Below are 15,318 nucleotides of genomic sequence, written 5' to 3'. Positions count from 1 at the left end.
CTCACCACAGCCCTCTCCCACGGGGAGAGGGAGAAAACCGAACAGTAGGCCGGGTAAGCGAAGCGCCACCCGGCAATTAAGCGAGATGAAGATGAGTGAAAAAGAGCCCTTCTGGCTGGGTATCGATTGTGGCGGTACTTATCTAAAAGCCGGTTTATACACCCGCCAGGGCAAAGAAGTTTGTATCGAACGCCGCTCCGTTGCCACGCTCAGCCCGCGAGCGGGCTACGCCGAGCGGGATATGCATCAGCTCTGGCAGCACTGCCACGCCACCATCGCCGCGTTGCTCAAGAATGCAGGCGTAGACGGCAACCAAATCAAAGGGGTCGGCATTTCTGCGCAGGGTAAGGGGCTGTTTCTGCTCGATAAACAAGACCAACCGTTGGGCAACGCCATCCTCTCCTCCGATCGCCGGGCACTGGAGATTGTGCAGCGCTGGCAGCAGGACGGCATTCCCGAAAAACTCTACCCGCATACGCGCCAGACGCTGTGGACCGGGCATCCGGCCTCGCTTCTGCGCTGGGTCAAAGAGAACGAGCCGCAGCGGTATCAGCAAATTGGCTGCGTGATGATGGCGCACGACTATCTGCGCTGGTGCCTGACCGGCATGAAGGGCGGTGAAGAGAGCAACATCTCCGAGTCCAATCTCTACAACATGAATACCGGGCAGTATGACCCGCAGCTTACGCGCTGGCTCGGGATCAGCGAGATTGACGGCGCCCTACCGCCGATTGTCGGTTCAGCAGAAATCTGCGGGGAAATCACCGCTCAGGCAGCCGCCCTGACCGGTCTCGCGGCGGGCACGCCCGTCGTGGGGGGACTGTTTGATGTGGTTTCCACCGCGCTCTGCGCCGGACTACAGGACGAGCACACGCTTAATGCCGTGATGGGCACCTGGGCCGTCACCAGCGGGATCGCCAGTGCGCTTCGCAGCAACGAACCCTTCCCCTACGTTTATGGCCGCTACGTGCATCCGCAGCAGTACATCGTTCACGAAGCCAGCCCGACCTCGTCCGGCAACCTTGAGTGGCTCACCGCGCAGTGGGGCGACATGTCGTTCAGCGAGATCAACCACGCCGTCGCCAGCCTGCCGAAAGCCGAAAGCGATGTGTATTTCCTGCCGTTCCTCTATGGCAGCAACGCCGGGCTGGAGATGACCAGCGGTTTCTACGGGATGCAGGCGCTACACACACGCGCGCACCTGCTGCAGGCGGTTTATGAGGGCGTGGTGTTCTGCCACATGACCCACCTCAACCGCATGCTCGAGCGCTTTACCCACGTGCATGCCCTGCGCGTGACGGGTGGCCCAACCCATTCGGACGTATGGATGCAAATGCTCGCGGACGTCAGCGGACTGGCGATTGAACTGCCGCAATTGGAAGAGACCGGCTGTTCCGGCGCGGCGCTGGCCGCCCTGGTCGGCACCGGCGTGTATCCCGATTTCCATGCGGTGCAATGCGCCCTCCGACACGACATTCGTGTCATTGAGCCTGACATGCGCGCCCATGAGGCCTATCAGCGCAAGTATCAGCGCTATCAGCTACTGATTTCAGCACTACAGGGCTATCACGCCCGAGTTAAGGAGAACAACCTATGAGCCGACCATTACTGCAGCTGGCGCTCGACCATACCTCTCTTCAGGCCGCGCAGCGTGATGTCGCGTTGCTTGCCGATCACGTTGATATCGTCGAAGCGGGCACCATTTTATGCCTGACCGAAGGGCTAAACGCCGTGCGCGCCCTGCGCGAGCAGTGCCCGGATAAAATCATCGTTGCGGACTGGAAAGTGGCCGATGCCGGAGAAACCCTGGCAGAGCAGGCATTTGGCGCGGGTGCAAACTGGATGACCATCATCTGCGCCGCCCCGCTGGCCACCGTTGAACGCGGCCACGAGGTGGCCCTGCGCCGCGGGGGAGAAATCCAGATGGAGCTCTTTGGTCACTGGACGCTGGACGATGCTCGCGCATGGCATCGCATCGGCGTGAAGCAGGCCATTTATCACCGCGGACGTGACGCACAGGCGAGCGGCCAGCAGTGGGGTGAGGAGGATCTCGCAAAAATGAAAGCGCTCTCCGATATCGGTTTGCAGCTTTCTATTACCGGCGGTATCACCCCCGCCGACCTGCCGCTGTTTAAGCAAATCAACGTCAAAGCCTTTATTGCCGGACGCGCGCTGGCAGGCGCCGCCAATCCGCCGCAGGTGGCACAGGCATTCCATTCGCACATTCGCGACATCTGGGGAGCGTAACCATGCGTCAGCATCCGTTAGGTATTTACGAAAAAGCGCTGCCAAAAGATCTCTCCTGGCCCGAGCGGCTGGTACTGGCGAAAAGCTGCGGGTTCGATTTTGTCGAGATGTCTGTCGATGAAACCGACGAGCGATTATCACGCCTCCACTGGAGCACCACGCAGCGCGCCTCTCTGGTGGAAGCGATGCTGGAAACCGGCGTGGCGATCCCCTCTATGTGCTTGTCTGCACACCGTCGCTTCCCGTTTGGCAGCCGCGATGAAACCGTACGCGAACGCGCCCGTGAGATCATGAGCAAAGCCATCAGGCTGGCGCGTGACTTAGGCATTCGCACCATCCAGCTTGCCGGGTATGACGTCTATTACGAAGCGCATGACGAGGGGACGCAGCAGCGCTTTGCCGACGGGCTGGCGTGGGCAGTGGAGCAGGCCGCCGCCGCACAGGTGATGCTGGCGGTGGAAATCATGGACACCGCGTTTATGAACTCCATCAGCAAATGGAAAAAGTGGGACGACATGCTCGCCTCACCGTGGTTCAGCGTTTATCCGGACGTCGGCAACCTGAGCGCATGGGGTAACGACGTCGCCGCCGAGCTGACGCTGGGCATTGACCGCATTGCGGCTATTCACCTGAAAGATACCCAACCCGTCACCGCACAAAGCCCCGGACAGTTCCGCGACGTGCCGTTTGGCGAGGGCTGCGTCGATTTCGTTGGCGTGTTTAACACGCTGCATCAACTGAACTATCGCGGCGCATTTCTGATTGAAATGTGGACCGAAAAAGCAAAAGAGCCGGTGCTGGAGATTATCCAGGCGCGCCGCTGGATTGAAGCCCGTATGCAGGAAGGAGGCATGACATGCTAGACGAACTTAAAGCCGAGGTACTGGCAGCAAACCTGGCGTTGCCCGCCCACCAGCTGGTGACCTTTACCTGGGGCAACGTCAGCGCGGTTGACCGCGAAAGCGGCATGATGATCATTAAACCGTCCGGTGTGGAATACGACGTGATGACGGCGGAGGATATGGTGGTGGTGGATATCGCCACGGGTCAGGCCGTCGAGGGTAATAAAAAACCCTCTTCAGACACGCCTACCCATCTTGCGCTGTATCGTCGTTACCCGGAGATTGGCGGCATCGTGCATACCCATTCGCGCCACGCCACTATCTGGTCCCAGGCGGGGCTGGATTTACCGGCCTGGGGTACCACGCACGCGGACTATTTCTACGGAACCATTCCCTGCACGCGCCTGATGACCTCGGCAGAAATTGCCGGGGAATACGAATACCAGACGGGTGAAGTGATCATCAAAACTTTCGAGGAGCGCGATCTCAGCCCGATGCAGATCCCGGCGGTGCTGGTCCACTCCCACGGCCCGTTCGCCTGGGGTAAAGACGCGGCCGATGCGGTTCACAATGCCGTGGTGCTGGAAGAGTGCGCCTATATGGGCCTGTTCTCACGCCAGCTCGCACCGCAGCTACCGGTTATGCAGCAGGAGCTGCTCGACAAGCATTATCTGCGCAAGCACGGGGCGAATGCCTACTACGGGCAGTGATCGGCCGGAGTTGATATGCTTTTTACAGTACCGCCGTTTCCAGACGGCGGGTGTTAGCCACGTTTGTTTGAAAAGGCCTACCGGAGTTGGGCAAATCGTGGAGAAGAGGCAATGTGGACCTGGTGGAAATAAAGCATAAACAAGAAAAATAAAACATAACGATATATATAATATACTTAATAATCTCGACAGCATCGGCCTTATTTATCTGTTTTCAGTTTAACGAGTCTGTGATCTAAACCTCGGAAATATTTTTTTGCTGCTAATTAATTCTGGCTAGCATTGAATGACATGCATTTTAATGCTATTCCATCAAGACACACAGTAGAAAAATAAGGGTATCCAATGGAATTTACAGAAAGATTAAATGCATTATCTACTAAAATCAGACAACAAATTGAAGTAATCAATACCGAAGAAGCAACAAAAACTGCGTTTGTGATGCCTTTTATTCATAATGTTTTAGGTTACGATGTTTTTGATCCCTCTGAAGTCACACCCGAATTTGTATGTGATATAGGCACTAAAAAGGGCGAGAAAATTGACTATGCAATAATGAAAAACAATGATGTACAGATACTTATTGAATGTAAAAAAATTGGTGAGCCGTTAAATATAAACCATGCATCGCAGCTTTTTAGATACTTTCACGTTACAAACGCACGGATATCAATCTTAACAAACGGGCAAATATATAGATTTTATACCGATCTTGATGCACCTAATAAGATGGATGAGAAACCATTTTTGGAAGTCGACCTACTTGATATTGATGAAAATGTTGTCCCTGAATTAAAAAAATTGACAAAATCATCATTTGATCTTGAGTCAATTATTAATGCTGCTGGAGAATTGAAATACGTCAGTCAGATTAAAAGAATACTACATTCACAACTTAACAATCCTGAGGACGACTTCGTTAAATTCTTTGCATCCAGAGTTTATGACGGGATGCTAACCCAAAAAGTAAGAGAATCTTTTCTAAATCTTACGAAAAAGGCCGCAAGCCAGTACATAAATGATCAAGTTAATGAGAGGCTTAAATCAGCTATTACTGGTATTGCTCCAACCCCCATCGAACCTCCAATCGAAACACAGCCTCTCGAAGAAGATGATCATAAAGATGAAAATGATATTGTTACAACTTTAGAAGAGTTAGAAGGTTTTCATATTGTAAAAGCAATTACTCGGACTGTACTTGAGGCTCCTCGCATTACCCATAGAGACACAAAGAGTTATTGTGGAATCCTTGTAGACGATAACAACCGCAAACCCCTTTGCCGATTGCATTTTAATCGCTCACAAAAATACATCGGTCTTTTCGATATAGAAAAAAACGAAACGCGCCACCCCATAGCGACAGTAGATGATATTTATTCCTTTGCCGATATTCTGAAAGCAACCGCAGCTCTCTATAGTTAATCTTTACCCAGGCAGCACGCGACGTGCTGCCTCAGCCAGAAATGCGCTTCGATTACCGAACTGAGGATGCTCGCTGACAAAGGAATCAATTTTTACCAGCAAACGTCGAGGCATCGTGATGTTGATACGCTCGGCCCTACCGTCGAACTGTTTCATATTAATATCTACCAACAGCCATTGCCCGCCAGTGAAATCCTCAGGACGACTTTCCAGATGCGCTTCCACATTACCCGGAAGAGGCAGTGCATTATCCATTTCAAATAGCGCTTCGAAGTGTGCTGTGAGCGCATCACGCGCATCCTGAAAAGCGTCGTCCAGGGAATCACCTGCAAAAAAACAGCCTGGAACGTCAGGGAAAAAGCCGCTGGCGCTACCGTCGGAGTCAGAATGAATGTAAGCCGGATAAAACATAACTACTCCTGATATCAGTGTTTAATACCCGCCTGTCGCCAGATCTGGGCGAGAGTGCCCGGTTTAATATCCTTCTTGGGATGTGGGACAGTAACCAGCCCTTTCTGTTCGGGATGGCGAAACTGATGATGGCTTCCTTTCGTTCTGACACATTTCCAGCCATGGCTGATCAGAACAGTAATGACATCCGCACTTTTCACATCCCAATCCTTCCATGATTATACACATGATACACACTATTGCTATCGGGTCGAATCACATTAGCGCATAAGGAACATCAGTGCAGCCGTGTTTTGGCGGAACAGGAAGAAGCATCGAGAAATGAAAAAGGAATACGTTATATTGCAGATCAAAATGCAGGCACGATCGTAGGCCGGGTAAGGCAACGCCGCCACCCGGCTTTACCGCATCAGAAACGCCAGGTCAGGCCGGTCATCAGCGCGAAGCTGTCGTCGCGGTCGATCATCGGGCTGTTCTTCACGTCGTCAGGCAACACGGTGTAGACCGCGCTGGCGTTGAGATACAGCTTCTGGGTTAACTGATATTTAGCCGCCAGACCAACGTATGGCGTCCAGCTGTCGCCGGCGGTGTATTGATCCAGTCCGGAGCGGCGAGACTCGCTGCCGGATACGCCGTAGTAGTAGTCGTTATAGCTTTCGTCGGTGTAGAACACACCTACGGAAGGCGTCAGGGTCAGGCGCTCCATTTTGATCGGACGGAAGTACGATACTTCGCCGATCACGCCGCCGCTTTCATCCGTGGCATCACCAGAGACCGCCACTTTCAGCGACCCCCAGCTTTCGTGGCGGTAGTACGCCCCACCGAGGAAGGCGGACGCTTTACGCTCATCCAGCTGCTTCATCTGATGATCGTCGTTATCGTCAGGGTCGAAATGCAGCGGCATCCACGTTGCGGTCAGGCTCAATTCATTTTTTGCATCTTTCCACAGGATCCATCCGCCCGTGGTCTGACGAACGTAGAAACGATCGCCTTCGTAGCTAATCAACGGTACTGCGGTCGTATTTTCGTTATAGCCTTTGTAAGGAGACTCATTAAATACAGCCCCCGCACCAAGTGAAAATTCACCGGCCATGGCAGACGTTGATGCAAATAACGTGGCAGCGATCAGTAAATTGTATTTAATAGTCATTCCATGTAATCCATATATATGCCAAACAAGCGAGGCGCATAATAATGGTTACAAAATTGCCAATGCAACGCTGCGGTTTATATAATATTATATATAAAATCATATAGATGGGTGTGCATAATGAGTACATTACAGCTAAAACCACGCGAATTAAAAATTATCTCCGTCATTGCAGCCACCCACAGCATTGGTGATGCCGCCGCCCTGCTGGGTATGGCGCAGGCCAACGTCAGTAAATATCTGTCTGATTTTGAAACGCGGGTTGGGCTCAAGGTTTTTGAGCGCACCACGCGGCAGCTGGCCCTGACCCAGTTTGGTGAAGCGTTACTCCCCTACGTGAATGCCACGCTGGATAAGAACAGCCAGCTTGTTAATTTCATTGCTGATTATAAGCATGAAAAGCGCGGAAAAGTGACGATCTATGCCCCAACAGGTATCGTGACCTACCTCGCGCGACACGTGATCCATCAGATAGAAGACATCGGCGACATCCGCATCTCCCTGAAAACCTACAATCTGGACCGGAATGAATTTTCAGAAGGCGTTACCTTTCCGGATGACTGCGACATTTTAATTACCTATGCTCAGCCGAAAGACGAAAGCCTGGTTGCCAGCGTGTTGACACAATATTCCGTTACGGCCTTCGCAACCGTAGAATATTTAAATAAACATCCCTTAACCGGACCTGAAGATTTAATTAATCACTCCTGTATTCTCATTGACTCCATGCTGGTCGATGAAGCCAACATCTGGCGTTTCCGCGTGCACGGCAGCGATGACGTGCATGACTACCGGGTGACCGGTAATTATATTTGCGACAATACGCAGACGGCCCTGGAGCTGGCAAGAAATAATCTTGGGATTGTTTTTGCGCCAAAAGAGAGCCTGAAAAAAGAATTAACGAAAGGCATGCTGGTCCCCTGCTTCCCGCATCAGGAAGAGTGGTGGCTCGACCTGACCGCCATCTTCCGCAAACGCGAATACCAGCCCTGGCGCGTGCAATACGTTCTGGATGGCGTACTGAACTGCCTGCGCCAGCAAATCGCTCAGGCCGCCCACGGACGGCCTGAGCTGGGCGATTAGAATAGCCCCAGGGGCTTATCGGAATAGCTGACCAGCAGACATTTGGTCTGCTGATAATGCTCCAGCATCATCTTGTGGGTTTCACGCCCGATGCCCGACTGCTTATAACCGCCAAATGCCGCGTGCGCCGGGTAGGCGTGATAGCAGTTGGTCCAGACGCGCCCGGCCTGAATGCCGCGGCCCATTTTATAGGCCAGATTACCGTTGCGGCTCCAGACGCCTGCCCCCAGGCCATACGGCGTGTCGTTGGCAATCGCCAGCGCCTCCTCCATCGTTTTAAAGGTGGTCACGGCCAGCACCGGTCCGAAGATTTCCTCCTGGAAAACGCGCATGGTGTTCTGCCCGAACAGGATCGTCGGCTCAAGGTAATACCCGTCCTGCAGATCCCCTCCGAGCACCTTACGGCGTCCGCCGGTGAGAATATCCGCCCCCTCCTTCTTGCCGATGTCGATGTAGTTGAGGATCGTTTCCAGCTGTCCATGCGAGACCTGCGCCCCCATCTGGGTGACATTATCGAGCGGGTTACCGCTGCGGATAGACTCGACGCGGCGAATGGCCCGCTCCATAAAGCGCTCGTAGATGGATTCCTGCACCAGCGCGCGGCTTGGGCAGGTGCAGACTTCGCCCTGGTTAAACGCAAACAGCGCAAACCCTTCCAGGGCTTTATCGAAGAAGGCATCCTCTTCCTCCATCACGTCCTCGAAGAAGATGTTCGGGGATTTCCCGCCCAGCTCGAGGGTCACCGGAATGATGTTTTGCGTGGCGTACTGCATGATCTGCTGGCCCACCTCCGTCGACCCGGTAAACGCCACTTTGGCAATCCGTTTTGAGGTGGCCAGATATTCCCCTATCTCACCGCCCGCACCGTTGACCACGTTAATCACGCCCGGCGGCAGCAGATCGCCAACGATTTCCATCAGCAGCAGGACCGAGAGCGGTGTCAGACGCGCCGGTTTGAGCACAATACAGTTTCCGGCCGCCAGCGCGGGCGCCATTTTCCAGCTCGCCATCAGCAGCGGGAAGTTCCACGGAATAATTTGGCCTACTACCCCCAGCGGTTCGTGGAAGTGATACGCCACGGTGTCGCTGTCAACTTCGCTGATCCCGCCCTCCTGCGCGCGAATACAGGAGGCAAAATAGCGGAAGTGGTCGATAGCCAGCGGCACGTCAGCCGCCATCGTTTCCCGGATCGGCTTGCCGTTATCCCAGGTTTCCGCCGTCGCCAGCAGCTCCAGATTTTGCTCCATCCGGTCGGCGATTTTGAACAGGATCGCCGCCCGGTCCTGCACGGAGGTGTGAGCCCATTTCTCTTTCGCTTTGTGGGCCGCATCCAGCGCCAGGTCGATATCACGCTTACCGGAGCTGGCAATCTCGCACAGCGGCTGGCCGGTAACCGGGGTCAGGTTGGAATAGTATTCGCCGTCGACGGGCGCGACCCAGTCGCCGCCAATAAAGTTGTCATAACGGGGCTTCAGCTTGAGGGGAAAACCATACTCGCCGGGCTGGATACGCGATGAGGGAGGATTGTTTGTCATGTCCGTCTCCTTGCTGTTGGTGTACAACAAGGGTAGTTCCGGCTGGCGATTTTCTCGCCAACCGGTAACGGTGTTTACGACGGAGGTCACGGAGTTTCAGGAAATAATAACGAATCGCGCAACAGATGATCGTTACCGCGGCGGCGGGTAAAGCCGATGCGGTTGAAATACTCCAGGATCTGGATCGCCAGCTTACGGCCCACGTTCAACCGATCGCGGAAATCCGCTGCGCAGGTCGAGCCGCGCGCCTGATCCAGCTCGCGGATCAGGTTGGCAAACGCCACAATGCGATCGTTACGGTAGTAACGATCTTTCACGATCGCGACGATTAGCCCCTGCTGCGCCGCATGGCGCAACACCTGCCGCATCAGCTGCTCTTCGGTATTCGTTTCGCGAGCCAGATCCCGAACCCACCACGGCTCATCGCCAAACAGCGGGGCTACTTTTTGCCATATCGCCTCCTGATCTGCGGTGAACCCGGCCTTGTGATCCGGCAGGTGCAGCCAGCCGTGGTGGCTTTTAATCACCCCGCTTTCGCGCATGTTTTCGATCAGCAGCAGCACCAGCGCATCGTCTTCCATCGGCAGCGCCATGCGTCGCAGACGCTCACGGCCCGGGCCTGGCTCGTCCTGATGCTGTTCGTGGTAAATCGCAAGCGTGTTCAGTATCTTACGCTGCCATTGCGCAGCAACCGGGGCATTGAGCAGGCTGTCTCCGGCCTGTATAAAGCCCGGCTCCTGGGTCAGCTGGCGTAAGCCTTCCCCGCTCAGCTGGCGTGCCCATGCAAAATCACGCAGACTCACCGCCCCGCGATCGAGATGCACCCGCAGCGCGGCGTTATCCTCTCTGGCCTGCGCCAGCGCGGCCAGCCACTGCAGATATTCCGGCTTACGCTTGCCGCGTCGAGGTGGGTTAAGCGCCACCACGCGCGCCCCCGCCAGCGTTTCCCTTGCAGAAATGTCACGCAGTACCAGACGATCGTTGTCTGCCAGCCAGAGCGGCGAATCGAATACCAGCTCGGCAAGCTCGTTTTCCAGCAGCGACACGCGCCCGGTGATATGGCTGGCCGCGTGGTGAATATGCAGCGGCTGCCATTGGGTCAACGGTATGTGTGTCTGCAGGGAGACAATCACGCGTTCAGACGGTTCCGGCGGAGCATCGGCCAGCAGCCAGTCTCCGCGGTTCAGCTGCTCTTTTTCCGCATCCCCGGCAATGTTCAGCGCGATACGCTGCCCGGCATGAGCGCGGTCAGCGGGCTGGTTTTGTGCGTGCAGTCCGCGCACGCGCATCGGTTTATTCACGCCCGTCAGCCAGAGGGTATCTCCCACGCTGACTTCACCGCTCAGCGCGGTGCCGGTTACGACCAGCCCCGCACCTTTTACGGTAAACGCCCGGTCGATCGCCAGACGGAAACGATGATGGCTGGCGTGGTCGCGTGATGAAAGGTGCTGCAAATGGTGGCGAAGTTCGTCGATACCATGCCCTTCTGTCGCCACGGTGACAAAAAGCGATGCGTCGGCAAAACCATACTCCCGCAGGGTCGCCTGGACCGTTTCGCGCACCTCGCTGACGCGCGCGTCATCCACGCGATCGGCTTTGGTCAGCGCCACGGTCAGCTGCGGGTTGCCGGTTAGCTGCAGGATCGCCAGGTGCTCGCGGGTTTGCGCCATCACGCCGTCATCGCAGGCCACCACCAGCAGGGCATGATCGATGCCGCCCACGCCCGCCAGCATGTTAGACAGAAACTTTTCATGCCCCGGCACATCAATAAAGCCCAGCACGCGGCCATCAGGCTGGGGCCAGTAGGCATAGCCCAGATCGATGGTCATGCCGCGCTTTTTCTCTTCCGGCAGGCGGTCGGCGTTTACGCCGGTAATCGCCTGCAGTAACGTGGTTTTTCCGTGGTCAACGTGACCGGCGGTGGCAATAATCATTTCAACAACATCTCCAGAAATCGCTCTTCATCTTCAAGGCAGCGCAGATCCAGCCACATTCGGCCGTCGTAAATCCGCCCGATAACCGGCGTCGGCAGGCCACGCCAGCGTGACGACAGGGCGTCAAGATGGCTACCGCGCCCGTCACGCGGCGTAAACGTCAGCGCCTCACTCGGCAGCCTGTCCACCGGCAGCGAACCGCTGCCAATCTGCGACTGGCAGGACTCAATGCGAACGTCAAAATCGGGGTAGTGAGGAGCGACGCGCGGCAGCAGTAATTCGGCCTGGGCTCGAATCGAGGCGGCATCGCGGCTTAACAGGCGCAGCGTGGGCAGGCGCTCAGCCAGTTTTTCCGGATGGAGATAGAGCCGCAGCGTCGCCTCCAGCGCGGCAAGCGTCATTTTATCGGCGCGCAGGGCGCGCTTGAGCGGATGCTGCTGCAGCTGCGCAATCAGCTCGCGCTTGCCGACGATAATCCCGGCCTGCGGCCCGCCCAGCAGTTTGTCGCCGGAAAAGCTGACCAGGCTAACGCCCGCCGCAATCATCTCTTGCGGCATCGGCTCTTTTGGCAGCCCGTACAGGCTCAGATCCACCAGCGAGCCGCTGCCGAGATCGGCAATCACCGGTATATTCAATTCGCGCCCAATCGCCGCCAGCTCCGCCTCTTCAACCGTTTTGGTGAAGCCTTCAATATGGTAATTGCTGGTGTGGACCTTCATCAGCAGGGCGGTATTTTCATTCACCGCCGCGCGATAGTCTTTCGCATGGGTACGGTTAGTGGTACCCACCTCATGCAGCGTACAGCCCGCCTGGCGCATCACGTCAGGAATACGAAACGCCCCGCCAATCTCCACCAGCTCGCCGCGGGACACCACCACCTCTTTGCCGCTGGCGGTGGCCGCCAGCATCAGCAGCACCGCTGCGGCGTTATTATTCACAATGCAGGCATCTTCCGCGCCGGTCAGCTGGCACAGCAGCTCCGCCAGCGCGCGGTCGCGGTGCCCGCGTCCGGCGCCGTCCAGATCGTACTCCAGCGTTACGGGCGCTTGCATGGCCTGCACGACCGCGGCAACGGCCTCTTCCGCCTGCTGCGCGCGCCCCAGATTGGTATGCAGCACGGTTCCGGTCAGGTTTATCACCGGGCGTAATGCGCTTTGCGCCTTCTCATCCAGCCGCTGTTCAACTTCCTGCTCCCACGCGCTACACCAGGCGGGCAAGGCGTTTTCTGCCTGAATCGCGCATCGGGCTTCGTCCTGAAGCAGGCGTAACATTTCCACCGTCGCGGTATGGCCGAAACGCTCAGCAACAGCATGAATGCGGGGTTCGCGAAGAAGACGGTCGGTAGCGGGGATCTGGCTGTAGAGCGAATGATGAGTAGTCATGAAGGCGCCTGGCGAGTAAATATCTTCCCCCCTCCCGACGGGAGAGGGAGTTAACATGTGGGGGGATTGTACCGCCTCCGACGGCGAAGTGTTATAACCCGCGTCAAGCCTTTGGTGGTTCGGTACGGGCAAAGCTCTCGCGGCTAAACAGCGTGTCTGCAAGCTTCACCAGCAGCGGACGGTCGACGCACCAGCCCGGGGAGACGTGGCGGAAGTTGAGATAACCAATCGCGCAGGCGATGGCGATGGTCCCCAGGTTCAGGCTGTCGGTGTCGATCTTTCCCTCCCGGATAAGCTGTTCACACCTGTCCAGGCTGCGGCTGATTTTTTCCCGCTGGCGTAACAGTTCCGTTTCCGACTGCTGGGCAGCGGGCCTTGCCTGTTCCCGTACGGAGGTTAATGCCGCATCCATAATACCGTCGGCCAGGGCTTCGACCTGCTTCACCGCCAGCGCCGCTTTTGGGTCAGCAGGCAGCATAGCCGGGGCAACGCCCAGCAGCTCAATGTACTCGGCAATTATTGGGGAATCGAACCAGTACTCGCCCTCGTCCGTAACCAGCGCCGGGACTTTTCCCAGCGGGTTGTACTGCGCAACGCCGTTTTCCGCGTTGTAGGGCTGTTCATTCACGAATTCAAATTCAATCCCCTTCTCCAGCAGGAGAATCGAGATTTTTCGCACGAAGGGACTGGTGTAGCTGCCGATGAGTTTCATTGCCTGATCCTTAATGCCGGAAAAAAGTCAGTATGGATCAAGCGATGAAAAAAGGGCAGGTCTGCATGTCGCATTCCTGCCCTGGAAGGATTAGTGATCGAGGTAGAGGTAGTGCATCCAGCTGGTCATACGCAGCAGTACTTTACGCATGACCGAGACGTGGGCGAAGTGGTCCGAATAGACCGCCACCTGGGCATAGATACCGTCCGGCAGGGCATCGACTTCAGCGTCAGGGCTCAGCTCGATGATGGCCTGCACGCCATCCGTGCCCGGCGTGACCGTCAGAGACTGGAGCGCACCCTGCGCCTGATAGGTTCCCCCCGGCACCACCGGCAGAATTGCGGTGAGCTTCCCGGAGAATACCTGGCCCGGCAGGGCGTTAAACACCACTTCCGCTTCATCGCCCGGTTTCAGACGCAGCAGCGAGTTCTGGCGGAACTGGGCCACAATCTGACGCTTCTGTTCAGGAATGAAGACCATTACCGGACGCAGAGGCAGCGCGGCGGCATAGGTCCCCGGACGGATCAGCACCTGGGTGATGTAACCATCGCTCGGCGCACGCACCACGGTCTGGTCCAGGTTATATTTGGCTTCGGCAAGCTGGGCACGTAACGAAGCAATCTGCGACTGCTCGCCGTTCACCATGCTGTCTAACTGGCTTTGAATCTGCACCTGCTCAGCCACGGAGCCTTTCACCATGGCATCCTGTGCCAGATAGTTTTGCCGCGCGTTATCAATATCGCTTTCAGAGAAAGGATTCACCTTCGCCTGACTGCCTTTCAGGTAGCGCTGATAATCTTTATAGAGGCGATCGCGCTCAGCGGAGACGCGTGTGGTATTGGCAACCGCTTCCGACAGCTGCGCTTTCAGGTTATCGATATTGTGCGTCGCGGTCACCAGGTCGGCCTGAAGTCTGTCGACGCGCGCCTGGTAGCGGCCAGGATCCAGTTTAAATAACACTTCGCCTTTTTTAATAAGCTGGTTATTTTTATCCGTGACTTCACTGACCACACCGGTCACCTGCGGCGTGATTGGAATAGAAATAACCGCTTTTTGCGCCGTAAAGGTATACGGATGGTTATAGTTCATTAACAGAATAAGTCCGGCAACAATAAATACGCCGCCTAATGTTGCGGTGGCAAGCGTCCACTGGTTGACCGGAATTCGGAATATTTTAAAAATGGCCCAGGCAAATGCCACGTAGGTCAAAATAATCAACAGATCCATGATTAGCGCTCCAGCGTGTTCTTATCAGCAGTGGGCTGTACTGCAGCCAGCTTTTGTTCGAGTTCCGCCACGCGTTTGGCCAGCGCATCCATGCCCGGAACTTCATCAGGCTTTGTGATGTGGTTTTGCATGCCCCAGCCGCGATCTTCGCGGTACAGCGTGGCCCAAATCCACAGGAATGGCCAGATGGCATGGAGTGTAAACAGGCTAATCCAGCCTGCCGTATGAATGGCATCGGCATGCGGATGGTTACGCTTTTTGGCCATATTATAAGGAATATCATGGATGGCGATGATTCCGTAAAAGAGAACCAGAAATACAAAAATCAATACGCCCAGCGCAAAATAGTTGAGAAACATATTCTCCTCACTTAAACAACGTCAACTCATTAAATTAATAAAACGGTACGCAACCTAATTAATTTTTTTATAAACACGGGGATGTGCTTACTATTTCCGAGCCGGGGAGTATGAGTTTTTATAATATCTCCATGCAAGTTTATAAGCGTGTCAAAATATATCCTGAATAATAATAGGCTTAACCTTACAGGTAATGGTGCCAACTTACTGATTTAGTGTATGATGGTGTTTTTGAGGTGCTCCAGTGGCTTCTGTTTCTATCAGCTGTCCCTCCTGTTCAGCTACTGAAGGCGTGGTGCGTAAC

Annotated in this window: 16 protein-coding genes; 7 read left to right on the top strand and 9 right to left on the bottom strand. The window is 55.4% G+C overall.

Translation table 11 applies throughout. The features are described from left to right. Positions 1–91 precede the first annotated feature (91 nt). The 5 genes from FHC52_RS14720 to FHC52_RS14700 all read left to right on the top strand — a co-directional run bounded on the left by FHC52_RS14720 (position 92) and on the right by FHC52_RS14700 (position 5,221). Positions 92–1,597, top strand: coding sequence for an FGGY-family carbohydrate kinase (locus tag FHC52_RS14720; RefSeq protein WP_126288158.1), 1,506 nt, complete (start codon positions 92–94; stop codon positions 1,595–1,597). After that, positions 1,594–2,247: a 3-keto-L-gulonate-6-phosphate decarboxylase UlaD gene (ulaD, locus tag FHC52_RS14715; protein ID WP_032654530.1), complete on the top strand. Its 654-nt coding sequence runs from the start codon at positions 1,594–1,596 to the stop codon at positions 2,245–2,247. The genes FHC52_RS14720 and ulaD overlap by 4 nt, the downstream gene beginning before the upstream one ends. Before the next feature lie 2 nt (positions 2,248–2,249). Then, a complete protein-coding gene (locus FHC52_RS14710) occupies positions 2,250–3,110 on the top strand; it encodes an L-ribulose-5-phosphate 3-epimerase (protein ID WP_126288160.1) in 861 nt (286 codons plus the stop codon). Beyond that, positions 3,104–3,799, top strand: coding sequence for an L-ribulose-5-phosphate 4-epimerase (araD, locus tag FHC52_RS14705; RefSeq protein ID WP_032675742.1), 696 nt, complete (start codon positions 3,104–3,106; stop codon positions 3,797–3,799). Before FHC52_RS14710 ends, araD begins: the two co-directional genes overlap by 7 nt. Before the next feature lie 345 nt (positions 3,800–4,144). Further along, complete coding sequence (locus FHC52_RS14700) at positions 4,145–5,221, top strand: type I restriction endonuclease (protein ID WP_032654523.1); 1,077 nt, start codon at positions 4,145–4,147, stop codon at positions 5,219–5,221. Positions 5,222–5,224: 3 nt separating this feature from the next. Here the strand turns inward: FHC52_RS14700 and FHC52_RS14695 are convergent, their stop codons facing one another. From FHC52_RS14695 to FHC52_RS14685, 3 genes are all read right to left on the bottom strand, one after another. After that, positions 5,225–5,632, bottom strand: coding sequence for a type II toxin-antitoxin system HicB family antitoxin (locus FHC52_RS14695; protein ID WP_032675741.1), 408 nt, complete (start codon positions 5,630–5,632; stop codon positions 5,225–5,227). Positions 5,633–5,646: 14 nt separating this feature from the next. Then, positions 5,647–5,832 (bottom strand): type II toxin-antitoxin system HicA family toxin, encoded by a 186-nt coding sequence (locus FHC52_RS14690; RefSeq protein ID WP_071993467.1) that lies wholly within the window; start codon positions 5,830–5,832, stop codon positions 5,647–5,649. A gap of 209 nt (positions 5,833–6,041) precedes the next feature. Then, positions 6,042–6,782 (bottom strand): MipA/OmpV family protein, encoded by a 741-nt coding sequence (locus FHC52_RS14685; RefSeq protein ID WP_126288161.1) that lies wholly within the window; start codon positions 6,780–6,782, stop codon positions 6,042–6,044. Between the two features lie 120 nt (positions 6,783–6,902). Between FHC52_RS14685 and FHC52_RS14680 the strand changes: the two genes are divergently transcribed. Further along, entirely contained in the window at positions 6,903–7,865 is a 963-nt protein-coding gene (locus FHC52_RS14680) for a LysR family transcriptional regulator (protein ID WP_008502735.1), read from the top strand. Here the strand turns inward: FHC52_RS14680 and aldB are convergent. The 6 genes from aldB to FHC52_RS14650 all read right to left on the bottom strand — a co-directional run bounded on the left by aldB (position 7,862) and on the right by FHC52_RS14650 (position 15,014). Beyond that, positions 7,862–9,400, bottom strand: a complete 1,539-nt coding sequence (gene aldB, locus FHC52_RS14675) for an aldehyde dehydrogenase AldB (RefSeq protein ID WP_023345218.1) — start codon at positions 9,398–9,400, stop codon at positions 7,862–7,864. The genes FHC52_RS14680 and aldB overlap by 4 nt on opposite strands. An 86-nt stretch (positions 9,401–9,486) precedes the next feature. Further along, a complete protein-coding gene (gene selB, locus FHC52_RS14670; RefSeq protein ID WP_126288164.1) occupies positions 9,487–11,334 on the bottom strand; it encodes a selenocysteine-specific translation elongation factor in 1,848 nt (615 codons plus the stop codon). Further along, on the bottom strand, positions 11,331–12,716 hold the full coding sequence (gene selA, locus FHC52_RS14665) for an L-seryl-tRNA(Sec) selenium transferase (RefSeq protein WP_094944698.1): 1,386 nt from the start codon (positions 12,714–12,716) through the stop codon (positions 11,331–11,333). Before selA ends, selB begins: the two co-directional genes overlap by 4 nt. Before the next feature lie 103 nt (positions 12,717–12,819). Next, a complete protein-coding gene (locus FHC52_RS14660) occupies positions 12,820–13,428 on the bottom strand; it encodes a glutathione S-transferase (RefSeq protein ID WP_008502731.1) in 609 nt (202 codons plus the stop codon). A 90-nt stretch (positions 13,429–13,518) separates the two neighbouring features. Next, positions 13,519–14,655, bottom strand: coding sequence for an HlyD family secretion protein (locus FHC52_RS14655; RefSeq protein ID WP_021242439.1), 1,137 nt, complete (start codon positions 14,653–14,655; stop codon positions 13,519–13,521). A gap of 2 nt (positions 14,656–14,657) precedes the next feature. After that, positions 14,658–15,014: a DUF3302 domain-containing protein gene (locus FHC52_RS14650; protein WP_008502729.1), complete on the bottom strand. Its 357-nt coding sequence runs from the start codon at positions 15,012–15,014 to the stop codon at positions 14,658–14,660. A 244-nt stretch (positions 15,015–15,258) separates the two neighbouring features. Here FHC52_RS14650 and FHC52_RS23040 point away from each other — a divergent pair. Next, positions 15,259–15,318: IS1 family transposase (locus FHC52_RS23040; RefSeq protein WP_131646547.1), on the top strand; the 60-nt coding region annotated here is incomplete at its 3' end.

It is taken from the genome of Enterobacter sp. EC_64 (assembly GCF_019584165.1).
GTDB classification, from domain to species: domain Bacteria; phylum Pseudomonadota; class Gammaproteobacteria; order Enterobacterales; family Enterobacteriaceae; genus Enterobacter; species Enterobacter roggenkampii.
Note: the sequence above shows the minus strand (reverse complement) of the source record. Positions and strands in the feature narration are given on the sequence as shown.